We start from the raw sequence: 24388 nt of genomic DNA on the forward strand, positions 1-24388 counted from the left end.
CTGAACACCATGTCAGAGGCTGTGGCCAACAAACCCGGTCGTGCGCCCCTGCACAGTGACAAGGCACGCGCCCGTGCCGAAGTGATCCGGCTGTTTGCCCGTCAAAAGGGCATCGAAGGCCGTATTCCCGATATTCTGGACGCGCTGACCAAACATCGCGGAAAAGATGACAGCTATGGCCCCGAGGCGCTGCTGGCGGGCATGAAAGCCGCCGGTCTGGTGGCCGAGGCGCAGAAATCCACCCGCCTGACCAAGGCGCATTTCCCTGCGCTGGCGTTGATGACATCGGGCCAGATCGTTCTGGTTCTGTCGCAAAGCGGATCGATGCTGACCGTCTATGACGACAGCGTCAAAGACCGCCGCAGCGAAGTGCCGGTGGCCGAGTTCGCCCCTGTGTTCAGCGGCATCATCCTGCGTGGCGATGCGCCGATCGAAGGGCTTAGCGAAATCCACGCTGGTCTGAACGAAAAGAAACATTGGTTCTGGGGCCAGTTCGGCCGCTTTTCCCGCCATTTCGGCGAGGTGGCGATTGGGTCTTTCGTGGCGAACATGCTGGCCGTCGCGGTCGCGCTGTTTTCGCTGCAGGTCTATGACCGCGTGATCCCGCATCAGTCTGAGGCGACGCTTTGGGTGCTTGCCGCCGGTGCCGCGATGGCGCTGTTGCTGGAAGGCTTTCTGAAAGCGGCCCGTGCGCAATTGCTGGACGGGGCAGGGCGGCAGATCGAGATGGGCGTGCAGCAGTTGCTGATGGATCGCCTGTTAGGGATGCGGTCGGAAATCGCCGCGCGTTCGCCGTCGCAGCTATTCTCGGCCATGCGCGAATTCGGGTCTGTGCGCGAATTCTTTACCGCCTCGACCGTGGGGGCTGTGGCTGATCTTCCGTTTATCTTTCTGTTCCTGTTTATGGTCTGGTCGATTGCAGGCAGCGTTGTCTGGGTTCTGATCGCGGGTGGTATCCTGATGGTCGTGCCGGGCCTGCTGTTGCAACGCCGGATGATGCGACTGACCCGCGAAATGCAGGGCGCCAGCACCAAACAGGCGCGTCTGTTGCAAGAGGTTGTGGCAGAGCTCGACACCATCAAAGCCGCCCGTGGCGAAGACCGCTTCCGTCGTCTCTGGACAGAAATGTCGGCTGTGCAATCGGTCAAGACATCGGAACAGCGCAAACTGTCGGCCAACCTGACCTTCTGGGCGCAGGCCATTCAGCAGGGCACCTATGTGGGCGCGGTGATCACCGGCACCTATCTGGTGTTCGCGGGCGATTTTACCGTCGGCGCGATCATCGCGACGGGTATCCTGACCTCGCGCACGCTTGCGCCGTTGACCCAGCTGTCCGGCATCATGTCGCGTTGGGGCAATGTCAAAACCGCTTTGGATGGCTTGGATGCCATCGCCGAGGCCGAACAGGACCGCAGCGAGACGCGCAAATACCTGCGCCGCGAACGTCTGCGCGGCCAGTATGAGCTGACCAACGTCACCTACGCCTATGGCGAAGGCAACGCCGCGCTGGATATTCCCGCGCTTGGCATCCAGCCGGGTCAGTCGCTGGCCATTCTGGGCACCAATGGTGCGGGCAAGTCGACCTTCCTGCGGCTGCTGTCGGGTCTTTATGGCGCGACCGAGGGGCGTATTCTGCTGGACGGGGTTGAGATCAGCCAGATCGACCCGACCGACCTGCGCCGCTCCATCGGTTATCTCGGCCAGGACGTGCGTCTGTTTGCGGGTACCCTGCGCGATAACCTGAACCTGTCGATGCTCGAAGCGGACGACGACCGCCTGTACCACGCGCTGGATTTTGCGGGGCTGGGCCAATACGTCAAAGCGCATCCCGAAGGTCTGGATATGCCCATCGGCGACGGCGGTTCGGGCCTGTCTGTCGGGCAGCGCCAAAGCATCGGCTGGGCACGTCTGTGGCTGCAGGATCCTGAAATCGTGCTGCTGGACGAACCGACCGCCGCGCTGGATCAGACGCTTGAGAAAACGCTGATCTCGCGTCTTGCGAAATGGTTGCCGGGCCGGACGGCTGTGATTGCCACGCACCGCGTGCCGATCCTGTCGCTGGCGACGCGCACACTTATTCTGAACGGCGGTCGCATGACCGTAGACGGCCCCCGCGATCAGGTGCTTGACCACCTGCAACGCGCCGCCGCTGGCGGGAAAAAGGGGTAACGACCATGACAATGGGCATGACCGACCTGAACGCGCAGATTGAAACCAAGATGAAGGGCCCGTCCCTGACCATCTGGCTGTCGGCGATCTCTGTCTGGGCGTTTATCCTGTGGGCGTCCTTTGCGTGGGTCGATGAAATTGTGCGGGCCGATGGCGAATTCGTGTCCTCGTCACGCCCGCAAATCATCCAGAACCTCGAGGGCGGCATTCTGTCGGCCCTGTTGGTGAAGGAAGGCGAAGAAGTCATGCAGGGCGATGTACTGGCCCGTTTGCATGGCACGATGTTCCAGTCCTCGGTGGACGACATCGAAGATCAGATCACCGCCCTCGAGATACGCCGCTTGCGACTCGAGGCCGAACTGGCGGGGGCGTCAGACTTTGACGTCCCCGCAATTTTCGCCGAATCCAATCCCGCGATCCTTGCGTCCGAACGGTCGCTTCTGCGGGCGCGTCAGCAGGATTTCGTATCGCGCCGTGACGGAGCGAAACGCATCCTGGATCAGGCCGCGACCGAGCTTAAGCTGATGGAGAACCTCTATTCCAACAAGGTTGTCGCGCTGACCGAGGTCACGCAGGCCCGCAAAACCTATGCCGATGCCAAGCTGAAACACGACGAAATCGTCACCCAGACCGAACTGGCCCGCGCCGAGGAATTTTCCGAAACGCTGAAAGAACTGGCGACGCTGAAGCAGAACCTGAAGGCATCGACCGACCAGTTGCAACGGACCGTTCTGGTCAGCCCCGTGCGTGGCGTGGTGAACAAACTGTCGATCACCACCATCGGCGGCGTTGTGCGCCCCGGTGAGGAAATCCTGCAGATCATCCCGATCGAAGAAGAATTGCTGGTCGAGGCCAAGGTCGCGCCGGAAAACATCGCCAACATCCGTCCGGGCCAGGAAGCGACGATCAAGCTGTCGGCTTATGATTACACCATCTATGGCACGATCAAGGGCCGCGTTGATGTGATCTCGGCCGATACGTTCAAGGACGAACGCGATCCTGATGGCGAGTCCCACTATAAGGTCACCGTTCGCGTTGATCCGATGTCTTTGTCCGACCGTCAGTCGATGATCGATTTGCGTCCGGGCATGCAGGCGCAGGTCGAGCTGATGACCGGTGAAAAGACGGTACTGCAGTATCTGCTCAAGCCGCTTTATAAAACACGCGATGCGCTGCGCGAACCCTAAGGCCCCTTCCGCGCAGCCCTGATCCGCTGTAAGGCGGGCGTATGAGCACATCCACACCCCCCGGCGATAGAATCGCCAAAGTTCTGGCCCGCGCGGGCGTTGCATCGCGCCGTGAAGCGGAACGTATGATCGAAGAAGGCCGCGTTGCGGTGAACGGCAAGGTCATCGACCGCGCCGCTTTGAACGTGACCGATGCCGATAAGATCACCGTCGACGGTAACCCCATCGGCGCGCCGGAAAAACCGCGGCTGTGGCTCTATCACAAACCGACGGGTCTGGTGACAACGACCAAGGATGAACAGGGACGTCCCACCATCTTTGATGACCTGCCCGAAGAATTGCCCCGCGTGATGACCGTCGGACGGCTGGATTTGAACTCCGAGGGGCTTTTGCTGCTGACCAACGATGGCGGCATCAAACGCAAGCTTGAACTGCCGTCGACCGGCTGGCTGCGCCGCTACCGCGTGCGTGTGAATGGCCGCCCCACCGATGATATGCTGACGCCCCTGCGCAAAGGCATTACGGTTGATGGCCAGAATTTCCAGCCGATGATTGTGTCGCTGGACCGCCAGCAGGGCGCGAACGCGTGGCTGACGGTTGCGCTTCGCGAAGGCAAGAACCGCGAAATCCGTCGCGCGATGGCCGATATCGGCCTTCAGGTGAATCGCCTGATCCGCGTTTCCTACGGCCCCTTCCAATTGGGTCAGTTGAAATCGGGCGCGGTCGAGGAAGTGCGTTCAAAAATTGTCCGCGATCAGCTGGGTCTGGATGGCGATGCGCCGGAAAAACCCAAGGTCCAGCGCCGTAGCCGGAATGATGATGGCGGCAAAAAACCTTTCGCACGAAAGAGTTGCGCTGGTGCAAAGGGGCGTTCGGATGGTCCGGCCACTGGCGGGCCCAAGCCGAAACGCGGACCGAAATCGGACAGCCGGTCGCCTAAAAAGCGCGGATAACGTCGCAAAGCTTTCCCGCTTTTTCCAAGCAGATGCCCCGATTTCGCCGCCTTTGGCCGTGAATCTGGGGGCATGATTACACTGCTTTCATATACCATCGTTCTGATCACGATCCTTCTGGTGGCATCCCACCTGCGCGTCTTCGCTCAAGACGCCTATGCGATGCTGCGAAACGAATTCCAGGCGTCGCTGGAACGCGGCCGGTTGCTGTCCGGTCTGGCGTTTGGTGGCCTGTGGTTCCTGATCTTCGGTCTTGCGTACATCTGAGGTGGCCCATGGCTGATATCGGTTTTCATCGTCACACATCCAAAGGCACGAATGATCGCTATGATCTGATCATTCTGTTGCTCATGGCTGCTGGTCCGCTGATGTTCGGACTGCTGCAAGCCACGCTGATGTCGCTGGTGATTACCCTTATCCAGTTTGCCATTCTGGGCGTTGCGGTTCTGTGTCTGGTCAAAGGTGCTGCCGCCAAGGCGCGCTATCAGGAACGACGTGCCGCACGTGCCCCGCGCATTCCGAGCCTGATCCTTGGATCGCTTCTGGTGGGTCTGTTCGTTGCTGTCGTCGCGATGGGCGAGATGACGGACATCAAAATGCCAATGCTTCTTGGTGGGTTGGCGGCGGTTCTGTCGCTGTTTGCCTTTGGCATCGACCCGCTGCGCAGCAAAGGGCTGGATGATCCGCAACTGATGGCCGAACGCGCGGCCCGCCACCTGCTGGTGTCGACGGATGACCGTCTGCGTGCCATGTCTGACCGTGTCTCGGCCTTCAACGAACCCGATTTGTCCGTCAAAATCGAAGCGCTGCACGGTGCGATCCTGCGGGTACTGCGCGCCTTCGGTCAATCCGGTCAGGACATCACCAAAATCCAGCAGCCGCTGGAGAAAATCCTGACGCTGATCGGTGCCGAGGTTGACGCCCTTGAAAGCGGCTGGACCGCTGATAGCCATTCGACAGCAAAACGGTTCACCAAACGCATGCAGGCGCTGGGTGATGCGTTCGAAAACCACGTCCGCAAACTGCGCATGAAAAGCGACGAGGGTGCGATCGACTTTGATGCGGACCTGTTGATTGATCGCATGAAAGGTCACGGCGTTTGATCGGGCAGCACCTTTGGCGCGGTCTGTGAACTTTCTGCAAATCGTCTAAGAATGCCGCGTTCTCAAAAGTATTCCCCCTAGCAAGCCCGTAACGGATCACCTAAGTTTAATGCGTGATACGACGATTGGGGGCTATGTTGTCGGGCGCTACGATCCAGAAGATTTCTTTTGTTTTGCTTATTGTGCTTCTTTTTGGGGCCGCCACCGGTTCGATCGGGGGATTTTAAGGCATGGCAAAGCGGTATGGCGGCAAATACAGCCCCGATGGATCATCCTCGACCTCCGGTTCTGAAAACAGCGGTTTTCAAGGCGCACGGGTAACACCTGTAGGCGCGCGGTCGAACGTGATGTTCGTGCCTGCCATCGTTCTGGCCTTTACGTCGCTGCGCGGTGGCGCGACGGATTTCGCTTTGGGTCTTGGCGCGGCGGCCATCTGGGTCTTTGGCGCGTTTTTGCTGCGCGAAGGTCTGAAGGCGCAGGCGGCCTATAACGAACGCAAAATCGCCCGCCCGCCGGTTCCGCGCAAAATCGGTGCGGCCATCCTGTGTGGTCTGGGCACCGTGGGCGCGATGATGACTCATGATGCCGGCCTGATCGGATCGTTGATCTATGGTGTTGGCGCGTTTGCCTTGCATATCGCGGCCTTTGGGATCGATCCGTTGAAAGCCAAGGGTGCCGAACATATCGACGAATTCCAGCAGGATCGCGTCGCCCGCGTTGTGGATGAGGCCGAGGCCTATCTGACCTCGATGCTTGAGGCTGCCCGTCGTTCTGGCGACCGTCAGGTCGAAGGCCGCGTCGAACGTTTCCAAATCTCTGCCCGCAAATTGATCCGCACGGTCGAGGACGATCCCCGCGATCTGACCGCCGCGCGCAAGTACCTTGGCGTCTATCTGATGGGGGCCCGCGATGCGGCGGTAAAGTTCGCCGATATCTACACGCGGTCCCGCGATACCAGTGCGCGAAGCGATTTTATGATGCTTTTGACCGATCTTGAGGAAAGTTTCGGCAAGAAAACGCAAGCTTTGCTGTTGGACACCAACAGTGACTTGACCGTGGAAATTGATGTGTTGCGTGATCGTTTGCAGCGCGAAGGTGTCAGGCTCGACCGGGGGCCGAATTCTTGATGGGAAGGAATTATTGATGTCCGAAACAGTCCGAGCCAAGGCCGAAGCTGCCCTAGCCGAAGTTAAAGAAGTCTCGGAGGCACTGCTGCCCGAGCCAAAGAAAGCCGATGAATTGGTCGCACTGGAAACGGCCGACGCGCCTGTTGCGGAAGAAATTCGCAGCCGTATGGACGAGTTGGACATGTCCGACACGCAATCCATCGTGTCCTTCGGCTCTGCTGCGCAGGCCGAATTGCAGGAAATCAGTCAGGCGATGCTGACAGGCGTCCGCAACAAAGATGTTGGTCCGGCAGGTGACAGCCTGCGCGGTATCGTAACAACGATCCGCGGCTTTTCGGTGTCCGAACTGGACGTGCGCAAGAAACGCACATGGTGGGAAAAACTGCTGGGTCGCGCTGCGCCCTTCGCCAAGTTCACCGCCCGCTTTGAAGAAGTGCAGGGCCAGATCGACAAGGTGACAGACGACCTTCTGAAGCACGAACATACGCTGCTGAAAGACATCAAGTCGCTTGATATGCTGTATGAAAAGACGCTGCAGTTCTATGATGAACTGGCGCTTTATATTGCCGCCGGTGAAGCGAAACTTGCTGAACTGGACACAACCGTCATCCCCGCGAAAGAGGCCGAAGTTCAGGCTGCCGCCGAGAATGATCAGGTGATGAAAGCGCAGGAACTGCGTGACATCCGCGCTGCGCGTGACGATCTGGAACGCCGCGTTCACGACCTGAAACTGACCCGTCAGGTGACAATGCAGTCGCTGCCGTCGATCCGCATGGTTCAGGAAAACGACAAGAGCCTTGTCACCAAGATCAACTCGACCTTGGTCAACACAGTGCCGCTGTGGGAAACGCAACTGGCGCAAGCGGTCACCATCCAGCGTTCTGCCGAAGCTGCAGAAGCTGTGCGTTCGGCCAATGATCTGACCAACGAACTGCTGACGTCCAACGCGAAAAACCTGCGCGACAGCAACAAGATGATCCGCGAAGAAATGGAACGCGGTGTCTTCGATATCGAAGCGGTCAAGCAAGCGAACGCAGACCTGATCGGTACTATCGAAGAAAGCCTGCAGATCGCGGACGAAGGCAAGCGCCGACGTTCCGAGGCCGAGGCAGAGCTGAAAAAGATGGAAGCGGAACTGCGCGATACTCTGGCCTCTGCCAAAGCGCGCCGCACAGGCACAGGCGACAACGCCGGAACATCCGTTCCCGGAGCCTGACCTGTATGAAGATGGAACGGATTGGTAAGTGGCTTGCGGCAGGGTCTTTGTTGGCCTTGTCTGCCTGTACCGATCCGCTTCTGTCCCCCGAACCAGAAGCACCGGCGCCCGCCAAGGTCGCGCCGGTCGCACCCAAGCCCGTGGTCGTGGCACCGAAAGAACCCTCAGCCAGAAGCCTTGAACTGGCGGCCTACTACAGCAAGGTCGAAACCTCGCTTGTGGGGCAGGGGCTGATGCGCACCGATGGCGGTGGGCCGGATACGCCGATCACCGACACAAACCTGGTCCAGAACTTCGAGGCCATCGCCATCCGCGAAGAATACGAACGCGGTGCGGGCCTTCGCCCGTCGTCCAGTTCGACGGGCCGGATCAAGAAATGGGTCAAGCCTGTGCGCGTGTCCGTGGAATTCGGGGCCTCGGTCTCGGATGACCAGAAGACGCGCGAAAAGGGCACCGTTTCGCGCTATGTCTCGCGTCTGGCACGTGTGACCGGCCATTCGATTTCGATGTCCGATGCGAATGCGAACTTCCATGTGCTGGTCATGAGCGAAGACGACCGCGACCAGATGCTGCCGCGCATTCAGGAACTGGTGCCGGATATCGACCGTGCGTCGCTGTCTGTGTTCCAAACCCTGCCTCGTTCAATCCATTGTCTTGTGATCGCGTTTTCGGACCAGCCGGGTGGCTATGCCTACGGGCAGGCCATTGCGCTGATCCGTGCGGAACATCCGCCGTTGCTGATGAAATCCTGCATTCACGAAGAGATCGCGCAAGGTTTGGGCCTTGCCAACGACAGCCCCCGCGCGCGGCCGTCGATCTTTAACGATGACGACGAATTTGCGTTACTCACCACACATGACGAATATCTGTTGAAGATATTGTATGATCCGGCGCTGACGCCGGGCATGACACCCGAACAGGCGATGCCCATTGTGCGCCGCCTTGCCCCGCGACTGACCGGCGACCAGATCGCCAGCGTTGGCCCGAGCTAAAAACAGGAGTTTTTGACCATGCCGATTTTCGATTTTCTGAGCGGTCAGTTCATCGACGTTATTCACTGGACCGATGACACCCGCGACACGATGGTCTGGCGGTTCGAACGGGACAATCACGAAATCAAGTACGGCGCCAAGCTGACAGTCCGCGAAGGGCAGGCGGCGGTGTTTGTGCACGAAGGCCAACTGGCCGATGTGTTCACCCCCGGCCTGTATATGCTTGAAACCAACAACATGCCGGTGATGACATCGCTTCAGCACTGGGATCACGGGTTCAAATCGCCCTTCAAGTCCGAGATCTACTTTGTCTCGACCAACCGCTTTACCGATCTGAAGTGGGGCACCAAGAACCCGATCATGCTGCGCGATCCGGAGTTCGGCCCGATCCGCCTGCGTGCCTATGGCACTTACACGATCAAGGTCACCGATCCCGGTCGTTTCCTGACGGAAATCGTGGGCACCGACGGCGAATTCACGATGGATGAGATCAGCTATCAGATCCGCAATATCATCGTACAAGAGGCCAGCCGTGTTCTGGCGTCCTCCGGCATTCCGGTGCTCGATATGGCGGCCAACACTGCCGATCTGGGCAAGCTCGTTGCAGCGCAGGTATCGCAGGTTCTGGCGGTTTACGGCCTCAGCATGCCCGAGATGTATATCGAGAATATATCGCTGCCTTCAGCCGTTGAGGCGGCGTTGGACAAGCGCAGTTCGATGGGTATTGCGGGCGATCTGAACACCTTCACGCAGTATTCCGCAGCCGAGGCGATGACCTCTGCCGCGCAAAACACTGGCGGTGCCGGTGCAGGAATGGGCGCAGGTATCGGCGCTGGATTGGGCATGGCCATGGGCGCGCAGACGATGCGTCAGGGTCCGTGGGGTCCTGTCCCTGTTCAGCAGGCCGCCCCTGCCGCCGTTGCCCCGCCTCCGCCGCCGGTTGAACACGTCTGGCACATTGCAGAAAACGGCGAAACATCGGGGCCGTTCTCCAAGGCGCGTCTGGGTCGCATGGCGACCGAGGGCGGCCTGACCCGTGACACCTATGTCTGGACCGCCGGTCAGGACGGCTGGAAACGGGCCGAGGATGTGGCCGAACTTGCGCAGCTTTTTACCGTTATGCCGCCGCCGCCTCCGGGTGCATAATCCCCGCAGGACGACGACCAGACTGACGACCGCACCAAAGGCGCGATATGACCCAACCACCCCCGCCGCCCCCGTTCCCCGAGGCGCAGGCAGCCCCCGTGGAAGAGCACCGCTTTCCCTGTGAAAATTGCGGCGCGGACTATCGCTATGCGCCGGACAAGGGTGCGCTGCATTGCGATCACTGCGGTCATGAAGAACCCATCGCCCATTCCGGCCCGTGGGAAGGCGGCATTCGCGAGTTGGATTTCCAGCAAGCGGTGCGCGATCAACTTCCCGCGCAGGAAATGGAAATCACCCGCGTGTCCAACTGCCCGAACTGCGGGGCATCGGTCGAGGTGGCCTCGGACGAGCAGGCCAAGGAATGTCCGTTCTGCGCGACGCCGTTCGTCACCGACACAGGCGAGGACAGGCATATCAAGCCAAAGGCGGTGATGCCGTTTGTCCTGACAGAAGACGCTGCACGTGGCGCGATGACCGACTGGCTGGGTGGTCTGTGGTTCGCGCCCAATGGCCTTGCTGAATATGCCCGTAAGGGGCGCAAGATGCAGGGCATCTATGTGCCCTACTGGACGTTCGATGCGGATACCAAGTCGTCCTATCGCGGCCAGCGCGGCACGGTCTATTACGAAAACCGCACCGTGAGGCGGAACGGCAAATCCGAAACCGTGCGTGTTCAGAAAATCCGCTGGCGGCCTGTGTCGGGTCGTGTGGCGCGGTTCTTTGACGATGTGCTGGTGTTGGCCTCGCGGTCCTTGCCCAAGAAATACACCGACGCGCTTCAGCCATGGGATATGACCGCGCTTGAGCCCTACCGACCCGAGTTTCTGGCCGGTTTCAGGGCCGAGGCCTATACCGTCGAACTGGACGACGGCTTTGTTGAGGCGCGGCAGATTATGGACCGTCAGATCGAACGGGACATCAAGTTCGACATCGGTGGCGACCGGCAGCGCATCAGCAGTGTGGACACCACTGTGCGGGATGTGACCTTCAAACACGTCCTGCTGCCCGTGTGGCTGGCGGCCTACAAATACCGCGGCCAGACCTACCGCTTTGTTGTGAATGGTCAGACGGGCCGTGTTCAGGGCGAACGCCCGTGGTCGGCATGGAAAATCGCCTTTGCTGTGATCCTCGGACTGATCGTGGCGGCGGGAGTCGGCTATTTCTATGCAATGAACCAGTAGACTCGGGCAGGGCGCTCATTTAAGGAATGTTGGCGCTAACATCCGACGAAAAGAGGCCCCAGATGATCCTGTGTTGCGGCGAAGCCCTGATTGACATGTTGCCCCGCGAAAGCACCGGCGGCGAACCGTCCTTTGCCCCTTACGCTGGCGGCGCAGTCTACAACACGGCGATTGCTTTGGGGCGTCTGGGCACCAAGGTCGGTTTCTTTGGCGGCCTGTCGAACGATCTGTTTGGTGAACAACTGGTGTCAGTTCTGGAAGCGTCCCACGTGGACGCAAGCTTTGCCGCGCGCAGCGACCGGCCCACGACGCTGGCCTTTGTCACGCTGACCGATGGCCACGCGAAATATGCGTTCTACGATGAAAACACCGCTGGCCGGATGCTGACCGAAGGCGATCTGCCGACGCTCAGCGACAATGTAAACGCCGTGTTCTTTGGCGGGATCAGCCTTGTGTCCGAACCTGCCGCTGACACCTACGCCGCGCTTTGCGCGCGCGAGGCGGGCAAGCGTATCATCATGATCGACCCGAATATTCGCCCCAGCTTCATCACCGATGAACCCCGCTACCGCGCGCGTCTGGACAAGATGCTGGCGCAGGCGGACATCATCAAAGTGTCGGACGAGGATATGGAATGGATCGGCGTCACTGCCGAACAGTTGATCGACGGCGGCGCTGTGCTGGTTCTGGTCACGCGCGGGTCGGAAGGCGTGGATGCGGTCACGGCGAATGGAACGTTCCGCGTGGCGGCGCAAAAGGCAGAGGTCGTCGATACCGTGGGCGCTGGTGACACGTTCAACGCGGGTCTTCTGGCCGGTCTGGACGAAGCGGGCCTGTTGACCCGTGACGCGCTGAAAGCCGCCGATCAGGATGCGCTGACACCGGCGCTGCGTCTGGGTACGTTTGCTGCGGCGATCACCGTGTCGCGCGCTGGTGCCAACCCGCCGTGGCGGAGCGAGCTGTGAGGGTCCTTCTTCAACGCGTATCCGAGGCGTCGGTCACCGTCGATGGCGACGTGATCGGGGAAATCGGTGCGGGCCTGTTGATCCTTGTCTGTGCGATGCAGGGCGATACCGAGGCCGAGGCGGACCGCCTTGCTGCCAAAATCGGCAAGCTGCGGGTTTTCAAGGATGACGCGGGCAAGATGAACCTGTCGGTGAAGGACAGCGGCAATGCGGCGTTGGTCGTCAGTCAGTTCACCTTATCTGCCGATACATCGCGCGGCAACCGCCCGGGCTTTTCGCAGGCGGCCCCACCGGCCGAGGGCGAACGCCTGTACGAATATTTCGCTGATCGCCTTCGCCAAGAAGGGCTGGACGTGGCAACCGGCCAGTTCGGCGCGGATATGAAAGTGCGGCTGTTGAACGATGGCCCCGTCACGATCTGGATGGACAGCGCGGACTAAGCCCCCTCGTCACCGGATGCGAAACCCGTTATCTGCGTGTCCATGAACCGCAAGCCCACCCATATGGACCGCGCCCTTGCGCAGGCCCGCGCCGCCGCTGAACGCGGAGAGGTGCCCGTGGGTGCCGTCATCGTCGCGCCCGATGGGGCTGTGGTGGCTGAGGCGGGCAATCGCACGCGGGAACTGAACGATCCCACCGCTCACGCCGAGGTGCTGGCCATTCGCGCCGCCTGTGACGCGCTGGGGCAGGAACGGTTGGTGGATCACGATCTCTATGTGACGCTGGAACCCTGCCCGATGTGTGCAGGCGCGATTTCCTTCGCGCGCATTCGCAGGCTGTATTACGGCGCGAGCGATCCGAAATCGGGCGGCGTGGCCCAAGGTGCGCGGGTCTATGCGCACCCGCAATGCCACCACGTGCCCGAGGTTTATGACGGGCTTGCCGCCGCCGATAGCGAGGATCTTTTGAAAACGTTTTTCGCAAGCAAACGGGGTGAGGCATGAGCCAGCGCCCCCGTTCCAATTCGCGCCCTCAGGCCCGATCTCAAGGAAGTCCGCAAGGGCGCGATCAGAAGCGCCCGCAAGGCAAGCAGCACGTTCAGCCCAAGAACCGCCGGATTGTGCTGTTCAACAAACCCTATGGGGTGCTGTCGCAGTTCACCGACAAAGGCACCGAAGGGTCCGAGCGTGAAACGCTGTCGAACTACATCGACCTGCCCGGGGTGTATCCGGCAGGGCGGCTGGATCGGGACAGCGAAGGGTTGATGGTTCTGACTGACGATGGCGCGCTACAGGCGCGGATTTCGAACCCTAAATATAAGCGGCCCAAGACCTATCTGGTGATGGTCGAAGGCACGCCCACGCAGGAACAACTGGATGAGCTGCAGAACGGAGTCACGCTGAAAGACGGCAAGACGCGTCCCGCCAAGGCACGCCTGATCGACACGCCGGACCTGTGGGAACGGGACCCGCCCGTGCGCTATCGCAAATCTGTGCCTGATGCTTGGCTTGAGATTACCATCACCGAAGGCCGCAACCGCCAGGTGCGCCGCATGTGTGCGCATGTGGGCCTGCCGTGCCTGCGTCTGGTGCGGGCACGGGTGGGGGATTGGGACCTTGGGGCGTTGAAGCCGGGGGAATGGCGTCTGGTCTAGGGATCAGACCCACTTGGCCAAAGGCGGCAGCGACATCAGGACCGCGTTGGCATCATGGCCGGTTTCCAGACCGAACTTGGTGCCACGGTCATAGACCAGATTGTACTCTGCATAGAGCCCGCGATGGACCAGCTGAGCGTCTTTGTCGGCATCCGTCCACTCCTGCACGCGGCGCTTTTCGACCAGCGGCAGGTAAGCGGGCAGGAAAGCCTTGCCGATGTCTTGGGTCAGGGCAAAGTCCGCCTCCCAATCATCGGTGCAGCGATCATCCATAAAGATGCCGCCAACGCCACGGGCGCGGCCACGGTGGGGGACGAAGAAATACTCATCCGCCCATGCCTTCAGCTCGGGGTAGAGCGCATCGCCATGGGGATCGAGGTGCTGTTTCTGCGTCGCGTGGAAGTGTGCGGTGTCTTCGTCATATTCAATGCAGGGGTTCAGGTCGGACCCGCCGCCGAACCACCATGCGTGCGGTGTCCAGAACATACGGGTGTTCATGTGAACAGCGGGGGCATGGGGGTTCTGCATGTGGGCCACCAGTGAAATGCCGGACGCCCAGAACCGCGGGTCGTCCTTCATACCGGGAATCCCCTTGCGCGCGGCCATAGCCATCTGCGCCCGTTCCCCGAGGGTGCCATAAACGGTCGAGACATTGACGCCGACCTTTTCGAACACACGACCGCCGCGCATGACGCTCATCAAGCCGCCGCCTGCGTCTGATCCGTCATCGGATTTACGCTTGGTTTCCGTAACCTCGAACGTCGCGGGGGCCTGATCGGACAGGGGGCCTGTGGCGTGCGTTTTTTCCAGATCCTCGAAGGCAGCAACAATCTGGTCGCGCAACGTGCGGAACCATGCGCTTGCGCGGTCGCGTTCTTGGATCAGGTCATTGGTCATCGGGCGCTCCTTCTGCTTGGGTCTTGTCTAGCCAAGGTCACAGCAGGTGGAAAGCCCGAAGGGTGTGGATCGGCCCGCGACTTAGTGCGCAGGGGCGCCCACGGCATCAACCAGCGTGCGGCCACCATCCACGGTGACAATCTGGCCGGTCATGAAGCGCGAGGCATCTGAGGACAGGAATTGCACCGCTTCGACCAGTTCGTCAGGCGACGCGATCCGGCCCATGGGCGTGTGTTCCTGAATGGTTTCGCGGTATTCCGAATGTTCTTTCAACGCGTCTTTCAGGCTGGCGGACATGAGCGAGCCGAAGGCGACCGCGTTCACGCGGATGTCGTGCGGGGCAAAGGCCACGGCCAAAGAACGCGTCATCTGGTCCATCGCGGCGGCGGAAATCGAATAGCCCAGAAGATCGGGGTGCGTGCGGCGGGCTGCAATCGACGACAGGTTCACGATCGCGCCGGCTGTGTCCACCTCGCGTCCGTCGGCCTGTTTGATCATGCGTTTCGCAACCATCTGCGACAGACGCAGTGCGGTTGTCATGTTTTGCGACAACAGGCGTTCAACGGATTCGTCGTCCATATCCAGCGGATCGGTCGGCAGAATCTGGCGGCTGCCGTTCACAAGGATGTCGACGCGATCGAACTGGTCCAGCGTGGCAGACAGCAGGTTGGCCAGCGTCAGACGTTCGCGCAGGTCGCCTGCGAAATAGCGGATGTTGTCGGCTTCTTCGCGTTCGCCCACTTCGTCACACAGGCGCGCTTCGTCCATATCGGCGAACATGACATTTGCGCCTTTGCGGGCGAAATGGCGGGCGATGGCCAAACCGACGCCGTTCGCTGCGCCTGTCACGATGGCTGTCTTGCCCTCGATCGAAAAACTCATGCATCAACTCCGATGATTTTGGCGCAGGTTAGCGATGGTTATCGCCGTTGGCGAGTGGGATGGCTGGCTTCGACAATTTTAAAGCTACGGTCACCCGCAATTTCGGCAACGTTTTTAAAACGCGCTTCAAGGGTTTGTTCGTAGGGCAGGTGACGGTTCGCCACCAGATACAGCCTGCCTGTCGGCTTCAGCACCCGCGCGGCGGTGTCGATAAAGGCCTGACCCAACGACGGATCGCCTTTGCGGCCCGTGTGGAACGGCGGGTTCATGACCACGCTGTCAAAGTATTCCTTGTTTTCCCACTGGGTCGCGTCGGCCCAGTCAAAGCTGGCGCGATCATCGGTGATGTTCAGCTTCGCACAGTCCAGCGCGGCGTGATCGGCCTCGACCAGCGTGACACCGGTCACGCCTTCGTGGTTCAGGATCGCTTGCGCCAGATAGCCCCAGCCTGCGCCCAGATCGGCCACGCGGCCCCCCAGTTTCGCAGGCAGTGCAGCGGCCAGTGCGACTGACGCCGGATCGGCGCCATCGGCCGAGAAGACGCCAGGCAGTGTAAAAAAGCCGTCCTTGTTCTTGCGCGGTTCGGTGTCGATCCAATCGCTCAGGCGGTCATCGGCGGTAAAGGCAATGACCCGGCCGTGGTTTTTAGACACTTGCGTAACGTCCAGCCCCTGTTTTTTCAGCGCCTTCAGCATCGTATCGACGCCGTCGGTTTTCGCCCCGTCCACGTAGACTGTACCGCCCTTGGTCAGGGCCGCGGCCTCGGCCACCAGCGATTGGGCATAGGCCTTGGCGCGGGGTAGGGTGACGATGGCGGCGGCGAAGGGTCCTTTGGCGGTGACGCCGCAATCAAAACCCCGACGGGCCAAGGCAGCATGATCGGGATAGTTCCGCTGGATGACCTGCGCGCGGTCTTTGGGAGCAAAGGACAGGTCGCTGTCCGCAGTCGCACCGAACAGGCCGATAGCGCCATCATCCGGAAGCGACAAAAGGCCGGTATCGGCCGCAAAAGCTAAGCGTGAGGTTGCCATATCAGAGGATCCGGCCGGTCAGGCGGATCATTCCTTTTCCATGGTGCACTGCAGCGGGTGCTGGTGCCGGCGGGCAAAGTCCATGACCTGGCCGACCTTGGTTTCGGCGATCTCGTGGCTGAAGACACCAACCACGGCGACGCCCTTTTTATGAACGGTCAGCATGATTTCGAACGATTGCGCGTGCGTCATGCCAAAGAACCGTTCCAGAACCTGCACGACGAATTCCATCGGCGTGTAATCGTCGTTCAGCAACAGAACTTTGTACAAAGGCGGACGTTTGGTCTTGGGTTTGACGTCGACCACAACGGACGAGTCGCCATCGCCGTCCTGCGGTTGGCGTGGGCCCGAGGCCATGCATGTCGCTAGATTGGAGATATCGGTCATTCGGTGTGGGGAGCTGTGTTGCTGCTTATCAATTGAGGTGACTATATAACCCTGTTCACGCCCGAGAAAAGGGGCCTGTCCCAAGGGAAGATGCTTGAAGATGGTGAATCTATCCACAATTGCCTTCGATGCCGACGATACGCTTTGGCATAACGAGCGGTTTTTCAAGCTGACCGAGGAACGATTCGCCGAATTACTACGTGACCATACCGATGCAAAAGGTTTGCCAAAACGCCTTTATGAGGCTGAAAAACGCAACCTTGGGCACTATGGGTTCGGGGTAAAGGGCTTTGTTCTGTCGATGATCGAAACAGCGTTGGACGTGACCGATCACAAAGTCCCGGGCGAGGTCATCCGAGAGCTGATCGATGTGGGCCGCGACATGCTGGCGCATCCGATCGAATTGTTGCCACATGCCCAAGAAACGGTCGAAGCTTTGGCCGGACGCCATCGGATTTTGCTGATCACCAAGGGCGACTTGCTGCATCAGGAACGCAAGCTGGCGCAATCGGGCTTGGGTGATTTCTTTGATGCGGTCGAGATTGTGTCCGACAAAACGCCTGATGTTTATGCCCGCATTTTCGCGGGTCATGACGGTGGGGCCGAGGGCGCGATGATGGTCGGGAATTCGATGAAAAGCGACGTGCGACCGGCCATCGAGGCAGGCAGCCACGGCGTTTTTGTGCCCCATGATCTGGCGTGGGACTTCGAACATGCCGACGCGCCCGAACACCCGAAGTATCACGAAATCGCCGATTTGGGCGCGTTGCCCGATCTGATCAAGGCGATCGGCTGATCGCCGCCGGCCCTTGCGCCCAGATTTTGCCACAATCGCGCTTTTAGTGGTGGGGCAGGGACTTAGCCGCTAGATGTCGTATTTTTGACGGCCTCGGGTGTCAAAAAAACTATAAAAATGAAGGCTTTATTAGATCACTTTCGTGTGCTATCATTTTGATAATCAATAAAACGCTCACCGGAAAAATTCGGGGGCATCGAGGCAGAAGAGAGTAGAACCGTGACGGGACGGCGCAGGCGCACGGGCCACTATGGCCTATTCGTATTTACCGCATTCTGGTTTTTGGTGGTCTTGCCACTAAGCGTGATGGCTGCGCCCTACGCGGGCATGGTCATGGATGCGCGAACGGGCAAGGTCTACTACAGCGAAAACGCCGACACGCGGTTGCACCCTGCTTCCCTCACCAAAATGATGACGCTTTATATTGCGTTCGAAGCGGTCGAAAACGGCGAACTGTCGATGGACACGCTGGTGACCATTTCCCAAAAAGCCGCGTCCGAGCCGCCCTCGAAACTGGGTCTGCGCGCCGGTCAGAAGATCAAGCTGCGCTATCTGGTGCGGGCCGCGGCGGTGAAATCCGCCAACGACGCCGCAACCGCGATTGGCGAAGCCATTTCCGGTTCCGAGGCGGCCTTTGCCCGTCGTATGAACCGCACGGCCAAAGAAATGGGCATGACGCGCACAACGTTTAAAAACGCCCATGGTCTGACCGAATCCGGCCACCTATCGACCGCGCGTGATATGTCCATTCTGGGGCGTCACGTGCTGTACGACTATCCCGAATACTATAACCTGTTCGGCCGCAAGACGGCAGACGCGGGCGTGCGCACAGTATCGCACACCAACCGCCGCCTGCTGGATAGCTACAAAGGCGCTGATGGCATCAAAACGGGCTACACCCGTGCTGCCGGTTTCAACCTTGTGGCCTCTGCCGAACGGGGCAGCGAACGGATCATCGCAACCGTGTTTGGTGGCAAATCCACCGCGACACGTAACGCGCAGGTCGAAAAGCTGCTGGATCTTGGTTTCCGCAAAGCGCCCAGCCGCATCGCGCTGCACCGTCCGGGCAAGCCGCGCTACTACGGTAATGCAGGCACCGGTGGCGGCACACAGATCGCGTCGGCCAGCCAGACCGATTCTCGCGCGCGTGGCAAAACCATTCGTGTGGTCACACCGTCGGTGAAAACAAGCCTGCGCCCGCAGATGCGCCCTGTCCCCGATGCGCCGCTACTGGTGGCCGAGGTCAAGGACGACATCAATTCGCTGCTGCAAGAGGCGCAGAAGGTCGAAGTCACCGAAATCCAGCAGGTCGCAGCCGCATCCATTCCGGCGACAGCCACAGCGCCTGCTGCATCGGTAAAACCCGTTTCGCGTCCGAAAAACGTTGTTCTGGCTGCAGCCACGACCAAGCCCACGCCGAAACCCAAGGTGGCCCAAAAAGATGCCGAGGTTGTCAGCCGTATTTCCACATCCGGCGGACGGCACTGGGGGATCAACGTGGGACGTTTCACCACCAAATATGCCGCCGAAAAGATGTTGCTGAAAACGGCTCTGGCCGAGATGGCGACACTGGACGGAAGCCTGCGCAAGGTTGTCAGCCGCACGCAGGGGCATGATGCGAATTTCATGGGCATGACCCGTGAACAGGCGGACCTTGCGTGCCGCCGACTGCAAGCTCGTCAGGTCACGTGCTTTATGATAGGGCCCAGCTAATAAAACCAATAATGGGGACAGTAGGGCTGGCGTCGGGGGTTACTCCGACGCCATTTTTCCTTCTTGACGCAGCCATTTCAGAAAGGCCTTCAACGCGGGCCTGTGCGCGGTCGGGCGCGTGACGATGTGATAGCCCGCATTCGGGCGCTCTTCGTGCAGCAGGCGCAGGCGTCCGCTTTCCAGATCATCCTTGATGGCGACATAGGTGGTTACCGCCACGCCCTGGCCATTCCGCAGCCCGTCCAGCATCAGGTTGCCGGGAACCACGATGCCTTTGATGCGCGCATTCTGGATGCCATGACTGGCCAGCCATTGGGTGGCTTCCGTCGTGCCCAGTTCCTGAATCCATGGCAATTTGGCCAGGTCTTCCAGACTTGGGGGCGGGCCGCTTCCAACCAGTGACGGGGCCGCAACAACAGTGATGGGCGATCTGATCAGCGGTTCACTGTCGACGCCCTTCCAACCCCCTTCGCCATAGCGGACGGCCACATCCACGCCGCCCGGTTCAAGCGTCACAAGGTCCGGGCTGGGCGAGATCATCACGTCGAATTCCGGATGCTCGGCGGTGAAGTTGCCCATGCGGGGCATCAGCCAGTTGGCGGCAAAGCTGGGCGAGGTGGCGATGTGCAAAGGCCGTGCATCATCCGCGCCGGTCAGGGCGGTGATGGTCTGGCTGATCTGGTCAAAACTTTCGGCCAGTGTGCGGGCCAGTTGATGGCCGTCAGGCGTCAACGTCATGCTGCGCCCGTTGCGTTCCAAAAGGCGCAGGCCAAGGTGCGTTTCCAAGGCGCGCAGTTGCTGGCTGATGGCCGCATGGCTGACGTTCAGCGCATCGCCGGCACGATTGACCGAACCGGTTTCGGCATAGGCGCTGAAGGCCCGTAATGCGGCCAGAGGGGGCAGGGAGGACCAGTCCATATGAAATCCTAGCTTACATATAACTAAAATTCCTGATTCGATTGGTTTCGTCAAATGTGGGAAGAAATCTGCATCACCACATTTGAACGGAGTTTCCCATGTTAGGTATTCTTGCAAAAAGCATTCACGTCGCCACACGTCTGCGCCAAGACCCGTGGATCGCCCCCCACGATGTGTCCCACCCCACGCCCGAGACACAGGAAAAGCGGCGCAGGTTCACCGCGCCGGTCCGTTTGTTCAAAGCAAAGTAAGGGCTATTCCGCCGCGACGGCAGGGCCGAAGGCCGCGGAAATCAGTTCCTGCGTATAGGCGGTTTGGGGGCGGTCAAAGATGTCTTCGGTCGTGCCCATTTCCACCACATCGCCCTGCTTCATCACCAGCACCTTATGTGACATCGCGCGAACAACGCGCAGGTCGTGGCTGATGAACAGATAGGCCAGATCGTATTTGCGCTGCAGGTCGCGCAGCAGGTTTACGATCTGCACCTGAACGGTCATGTCCAAGGCCGATGTCGGTTCGTCCAGCACCACCAGACGGGGGCGCAGAACCATGGCGCGGGCGATGGCGATACGCTGTCTCTGACCGCCGGAAAATTCATGCGGGTAGCGGTGCATCGTGGCGGGGTCCAACCCGACCTCGGTCATCACCTCGATCACATGCTCGCGTTTGGAGCGTCCATCAGGCGAGCCGTGTACGCCCAACCCCTCGGCGATGATCTGTTCGCAGGTCATGCGCGGCGACAGCGATCCGAAGGGGTCCTGAAACACGATCTGCATATCCGAGCGTAACCGGCGCAGTTCCTTGGTCGACCAGTCGCGCACGTTCTGGCCGCGATAGGTGATGCCGCCCTCGGACTGGATCAACCGCATGATGGCCAGTGCCAGCGTCGTTTTGCCCGATCCGGATTCGCCCACGATCCCGACGGTTTCGCCCGCACGGACAGAAATCGACGCATCGTTGACAGCCTTCACGTGGCCCACAGTGCGTTTCAGCAGGCCCTTGTGGATGGGGAACCAGATTTTCAGGTTCTTGGTTTCGGCCACGACCTCGGCGTTGGGTTCGACGGGTTCGGGCGATCCGCTGCTTTCGGCAGACAGCAACATCTGGGTGTAGGGGTGCTGCGGGTTGTCGAAAATCTCGGACGTGGGACCCATTTCGACGATCTCGCCCGCCTTCATCACGCAGACGCGGTCGGCGATTTTGCGGACGATGCCCAGATCGTGGGTGATGAACAAAAGGCTCATGCCTTCTTGGCGCTGCAGCTCGGCCAGAAGTTCAAGGATCTGCGCCTGAATGGTGACATCCAGCGCGGTGGTGGGTTCGTCCGCGATCAACAGATCGGGCCGGTTCGCCAGCGCCATCGCGATCATCACACGCTGACGCTGCCCGCCGGACAGTTCGTGCGGATAGGCCCCCAGACGGCTTTCCGGATTGCGGATGCCGACGCGGTTCAGCAGGTCCAGAATGCGCGCGCGTGCCTCATCGCCGATCAGACCCTGATGCAGCGCAAGGCTTTCGCCCAGCTGGCGTTCCAGCGTGTGCAGCGGGTTGAGCGATGTCATCGGCTCTTGGAAGATAAAGCTGATGTCGTTGCCGCGCACCTTGCGCAGCATCTTTTCATCGGCCCCGATCATTTCCTGATTGTTGTATTTCACCGACCCCGACACCTCGGCTGCGGGGCCAAGCAGCGACACGGTGGACAGCGCCGATACGGATTTGCCCGAACCGGATTCACCGACGATGGCCAGTGTTTCGCCCTTGCGGATGTCAAAGGACACGCCTTTGACCGCTTGGGTCAGGGCGCCATCCTGACGGAAGCTGACCTTCAGATCGCGGACTTCCAGAATATTGGTCATGAGAACGTCTTTCTGGGGTCAAAGGCATCGCGCACGCCTTCAAAGATGAAGACCAGAAGCGACAGCATGATCGCGAACACGAAGAAGGCGGTAAAGCCCAGCCACGGCGCTTGAAGGTTCTGTTTTGCCTGCAGCGTCAACTCGCCCAGCGACGGGGCCGAGGACGGCAGGCCGAAGCCGAGGAAATCAAGCCCCGCAAGGGTCGAGATCGTGCCGGTGACGATGAAGGGCAGCATGGTGACGGTGGCGACCATCGCGTTGGGCAGCATGTGCCGGAACATAATGGTGCGGTTCGACACCCCGAGCGCCTTGGCCGCGCGGACGTATTCAAGGTTCCGTGCGCGCAGGAATTCGGCGCGCACAACGCCCACCAAGGCGACCCAGCCGAACAAGACGGTCAGGAAGACCAAGAGCCAGAAACTTCGCCCCAAGATCGCGAACAGGATGATGATGATATAAAGCGACGGCGTCGCGCTCCAAATCTCGATCACGCGCTGGAAGATCAGATCGACCCAGCCGCCGAAATAGCCCTGTACCGCGCCCGCAATGATGCCGATGACGGACGACAGGACCGTCACGATCAGCGTGAACAGGATCGACAGGCGGAAGCCATAGATTACGCGTGCGACAACATCACGCTTGGTGTCATCGGTGCCCAGCCAGTTCTGGCTGTTGGGCGGCAGAGGGGCCGCACCGGGGCGGTCCACTGGGGTTTTGTAGCTGTAGGGGATGGGCGGCCAGAGCATCCAACCCTTCTGGAAGTCAGCGTCCGTGATCGTGCCGTCCTTTGCCGAGGCGATCAGTTCGTCGGGTTCGTCGAAACAGTCGACCAAACCACCGGTCAGGATCAGGCACTGAACTTCGGGGTCGCGGTAGGCGGCTTCGGTTTTGAAATCGCCGCCATAGTCGGTTTCGGCGTAAAAGCTGAATACAGGCATGCGGATTTCGCCGCGATAGCTGACCATGATCGGTTTGTCGTTTGCCAGAAACTCGGCAAAGAGCGACAGGCCGAACAGGATCGCGAAAATCCACAGCGACCAGTAGGCGCGGCGGTTTTTCTTGAAGTTGTTCCAGCGGCGTTGGTTCAGCGGCGACAGCGCGAACCGGCCACGGGGCGGTTCGGGGGCAACGGGTGTGCCGGGCATCGGTTCGGGAACCACGTTCGCGGGGTTCGGGTCAATGCTCATATCAGCCCTCCCGCCGTTCGAAATCGATGCGCGGATCGACCAGCACATACATCAGGTCCGACAGGATGCCGACGACAAGGCCGATGATGCCAAAGATAAACAGCGTGCCGAAGATCACCGGATAGTCGCGGGCCACGGCGGCCTCGAACCCCAAACGGCCCAGACCATCGAGCGAAAAGATCGTTTCAATGATCAGGCTGCCCGAGAAGAACACACCGATGAAAACCGCTGGGAAACCGGCGATCACAATCAGCATCGCGTTGCGGAAAACGTGGCCATAAAGAACCTGCTTTTCCGCCAGACCCTTGGCACGGGCGGTGATGACGTATTGCTTTTTGATCTCGTCCAGAAACGAGTTCTTGGTCAGCAGTGTCAGGGTCGCAAAGGCCGAGATGGTCGAGGCGATAACAGGCAGCGCGATGTGCCAGAAGTAATCGGCTACCTTGCCCAGCAAGGACAGGTCTTCCCAGTTGTCCGACGTCAGGCCGCGCAGCGGGAAGATTTGCAGGTACGATCCGCCAGCGAACAGAACCAACAACAGAATGGCGAACAGAAAGCCCGGGATCGCGTAGGCCACGATGATTGCTGCCGACGTCCATGTATCAAACGACGACCCGTCGCTGACGGCCTTCCGGATGCCCAACGGGATCGACACCATATAGGCGATCAGCGTGGACCACAGGCCAAGCGAGATCGACACAGGCATCTTTTCCAGCACCAGATCGATCACGCTGATCGACCGGAAGTAACTTTCACCAAAATCGAAGCGCATGTAGTTCCACAGCATATCGAGGAACCGTTCCACGGGCGGTTTGTCAAAGCCGAACTCTTTTTCCAGCTCGGCGATGAACTCGGGCGGCAATCCACGGGCACCGGCGTATTCGTCGTTGCCTGAATTGCCCATCGACGCCTCGCCCCCGCCTCCTGCGAAACCGGCAAAGGCATCGCCTTCGCCTTCCAGCGTCGCGATGATCTGTTCGATCGGCCCGCCGGGGACGAATTGGACCAAGGCAAAGTTGATGATCATGATCCCCAACAGGGTGGGGATCACCAGCAACAGCCGTCGTAGGATATATGCGCCCATGGTG

General features: G+C 60.0%; 25 protein-coding genes. 17 read left to right on the forward strand and 8 right to left on the reverse strand.

The annotated features are described in order from the left end of the window. The first annotated feature begins 9 nt into the window (after positions 1-9). The 14 genes from AC4FIA_RS13990 (at position 10) to AC4FIA_RS14055 (ending at position 13633) form a co-directional block, all read left to right on the forward strand. On the forward strand, positions 10-2169 hold the full coding sequence (locus AC4FIA_RS13990) for an ATP-binding cassette domain-containing protein (protein ID WP_490366434.1): 2160 nt from the start codon (positions 10-12) through the stop codon (positions 2167-2169). Between the two features lie 5 nt (positions 2170-2174). After that, on the forward strand, positions 2175-3356 hold the full coding sequence (locus AC4FIA_RS13995; RefSeq protein ID WP_490366367.1) for an HlyD family type I secretion periplasmic adaptor subunit: 1182 nt from the start codon (positions 2175-2177) through the stop codon (positions 3354-3356). Positions 3357-3397: 41 nt separating this feature from the next. Next, positions 3398-4309, forward strand: a complete 912-nt coding sequence (locus AC4FIA_RS14000; RefSeq protein ID WP_490366368.1) for a pseudouridine synthase — start codon at positions 3398-3400, stop codon at positions 4307-4309. A gap of 72 nt (positions 4310-4381) precedes the next feature. Beyond that, the gene (locus AC4FIA_RS14005; protein WP_490366369.1) at positions 4382-4576 is read left to right on the forward strand and encodes a hypothetical protein; all 195 of its coding nucleotides are present in this window, start codon (positions 4382-4384) and stop codon (positions 4574-4576) included. An 8-nt stretch (positions 4577-4584) separates the two neighbouring features. Next, the gene (locus AC4FIA_RS14010) at positions 4585-5412 is read left to right on the forward strand and encodes a hypothetical protein (protein WP_490366370.1); all 828 of its coding nucleotides are present in this window, start codon (positions 4585-4587) and stop codon (positions 5410-5412) included. Positions 5413-5642: 230 nt separating this feature from the next. Next, complete coding sequence (locus AC4FIA_RS14015) at positions 5643-6539, forward strand: 5-bromo-4-chloroindolyl phosphate hydrolysis family protein (RefSeq protein WP_490366371.1); 897 nt, start codon at positions 5643-5645, stop codon at positions 6537-6539. A 16-nt stretch (positions 6540-6555) separates the two neighbouring features. Beyond that, on the forward strand, positions 6556-7755 hold the full coding sequence (locus AC4FIA_RS14020) for a toxic anion resistance protein (protein WP_490366372.1): 1200 nt from the start codon (positions 6556-6558) through the stop codon (positions 7753-7755). Positions 7756-7760: 5 nt separating this feature from the next. Next, positions 7761-8747: a DUF2927 domain-containing protein gene (locus AC4FIA_RS14025; RefSeq protein WP_490366373.1), complete on the forward strand. Its 987-nt coding sequence runs from the start codon at positions 7761-7763 to the stop codon at positions 8745-8747. Positions 8748-8765: 18 nt separating this feature from the next. Then, positions 8766-9893 (forward strand): SPFH domain-containing protein, encoded by a 1128-nt coding sequence (locus tag AC4FIA_RS14030; RefSeq protein WP_488048667.1) that lies wholly within the window; start codon positions 8766-8768, stop codon positions 9891-9893. A gap of 47 nt (positions 9894-9940) precedes the next feature. After that, on the forward strand, positions 9941-11074 hold the full coding sequence (locus AC4FIA_RS14035; protein WP_490366374.1) for a TFIIB-type zinc ribbon-containing protein: 1134 nt from the start codon (positions 9941-9943) through the stop codon (positions 11072-11074). Between the two features lie 62 nt (positions 11075-11136). Next, positions 11137-12039: a carbohydrate kinase family protein gene (locus AC4FIA_RS14040; protein WP_490366375.1), complete on the forward strand. Its 903-nt coding sequence runs from the start codon at positions 11137-11139 to the stop codon at positions 12037-12039. Further along, positions 12036-12479 (forward strand): D-aminoacyl-tRNA deacylase, encoded by a 444-nt coding sequence (dtd, locus tag AC4FIA_RS14045; protein WP_490366376.1) that lies wholly within the window; start codon positions 12036-12038, stop codon positions 12477-12479. The genes AC4FIA_RS14040 and dtd overlap by 4 nt, the downstream gene beginning before the upstream one ends. Positions 12480-12521: 42 nt before the next feature. Beyond that, positions 12522-12983 carry a nucleoside deaminase gene (locus AC4FIA_RS14050; protein ID WP_490366377.1) on the forward strand — a complete coding sequence of 154 codons (462 nt, stop codon included), beginning with the start codon at positions 12522-12524 and terminating at the stop codon, positions 12981-12983. Beyond that, entirely contained in the window at positions 12980-13633 is a 654-nt protein-coding gene (locus AC4FIA_RS14055; protein ID WP_490366378.1) for a pseudouridine synthase, read from the forward strand. Before AC4FIA_RS14050 ends, AC4FIA_RS14055 begins: the two co-directional genes overlap by 4 nt. Before the next feature lie 3 nt (positions 13634-13636). On the opposite strand, the gene hemF is transcribed toward AC4FIA_RS14055, so the two are convergent. The 4 genes from hemF to clpS form a co-directional block, all read right to left on the reverse strand. After that, positions 13637-14530 carry an oxygen-dependent coproporphyrinogen oxidase gene (gene hemF / locus AC4FIA_RS14060; RefSeq protein ID WP_490366379.1) on the reverse strand — a complete coding sequence of 298 codons (894 nt, stop codon included), beginning with the start codon at positions 14528-14530 and terminating at the stop codon, positions 13637-13639. 81 nt (positions 14531-14611) lie between these two features. Further along, positions 14612-15412: an SDR family NAD(P)-dependent oxidoreductase gene (locus AC4FIA_RS14065; RefSeq protein ID WP_490366380.1), complete on the reverse strand. Its 801-nt coding sequence runs from the start codon at positions 15410-15412 to the stop codon at positions 14612-14614. A gap of 38 nt (positions 15413-15450) precedes the next feature. Beyond that, complete coding sequence (locus AC4FIA_RS14070; protein WP_490366381.1) at positions 15451-16443, reverse strand: class I SAM-dependent methyltransferase; 993 nt, start codon at positions 16441-16443, stop codon at positions 15451-15453. Between the two features lie 27 nt (positions 16444-16470). Next, on the reverse strand, positions 16471-16830 hold the full coding sequence (gene clpS, locus AC4FIA_RS14075) for an ATP-dependent Clp protease adapter ClpS (RefSeq protein ID WP_103908980.1): 360 nt from the start codon (positions 16828-16830) through the stop codon (positions 16471-16473). A 100-nt stretch (positions 16831-16930) separates the two neighbouring features. Between clpS and AC4FIA_RS14080 the strand changes: the two genes are divergently transcribed. Together AC4FIA_RS14080 and AC4FIA_RS14085 are read left to right on the forward strand one after the other, a co-directional pair. Beyond that, positions 16931-17626 (forward strand): HAD family hydrolase, encoded by a 696-nt coding sequence (locus tag AC4FIA_RS14080; protein WP_287475577.1) that lies wholly within the window; start codon positions 16931-16933, stop codon positions 17624-17626. A gap of 306 nt (positions 17627-17932) precedes the next feature. Further along, positions 17933-19339, forward strand: a complete 1407-nt coding sequence (locus AC4FIA_RS14085) for a D-alanyl-D-alanine carboxypeptidase family protein (RefSeq protein ID WP_287475591.1) — start codon at positions 17933-17935, stop codon at positions 19337-19339. A 39-nt stretch (positions 19340-19378) separates the two neighbouring features. On the opposite strand, the gene AC4FIA_RS14090 is transcribed toward AC4FIA_RS14085, so the two are convergent. Next, the gene (locus AC4FIA_RS14090) at positions 19379-20257 is read right to left on the reverse strand and encodes a LysR family transcriptional regulator (RefSeq protein ID WP_490366382.1); all 879 of its coding nucleotides are present in this window, start codon (positions 20255-20257) and stop codon (positions 19379-19381) included. 98 nt (positions 20258-20355) lie between these two features. On the opposite strand from AC4FIA_RS14090, the gene AC4FIA_RS14095 reads away from it, so the two are divergent. Next, on the forward strand, positions 20356-20508 hold the full coding sequence (locus AC4FIA_RS14095; protein ID WP_490366383.1) for a hypothetical protein: 153 nt from the start codon (positions 20356-20358) through the stop codon (positions 20506-20508). A gap of 3 nt (positions 20509-20511) precedes the next feature. On the opposite strand, the gene AC4FIA_RS14100 is transcribed toward AC4FIA_RS14095, so the two are convergent. From AC4FIA_RS14100 to AC4FIA_RS14110, 3 genes are read right to left on the reverse strand one after another with little or no spacing between them, the layout of a single operon-like run. After that, the gene (locus tag AC4FIA_RS14100) at positions 20512-22113 is read right to left on the reverse strand and encodes an ABC transporter ATP-binding protein (RefSeq protein WP_490366384.1); all 1602 of its coding nucleotides are present in this window, start codon (positions 22111-22113) and stop codon (positions 20512-20514) included. Then, on the reverse strand, positions 22110-23258 hold the full coding sequence (locus AC4FIA_RS14105) for an ABC transporter permease (RefSeq protein ID WP_490366435.1): 1149 nt from the start codon (positions 23256-23258) through the stop codon (positions 22110-22112). Before AC4FIA_RS14105 ends, AC4FIA_RS14100 begins: the two co-directional genes overlap by 4 nt. A 43-nt stretch (positions 23259-23301) precedes the next feature. Beyond that, entirely contained in the window at positions 23302-24384 is a 1083-nt protein-coding gene (locus AC4FIA_RS14110) for a microcin C ABC transporter permease YejB (RefSeq protein WP_103908975.1), read from the reverse strand. Positions 24385-24388: the final 4 nt, after the last annotated feature.

This window comes from Thalassococcus sp. (assembly GCF_982780845.1).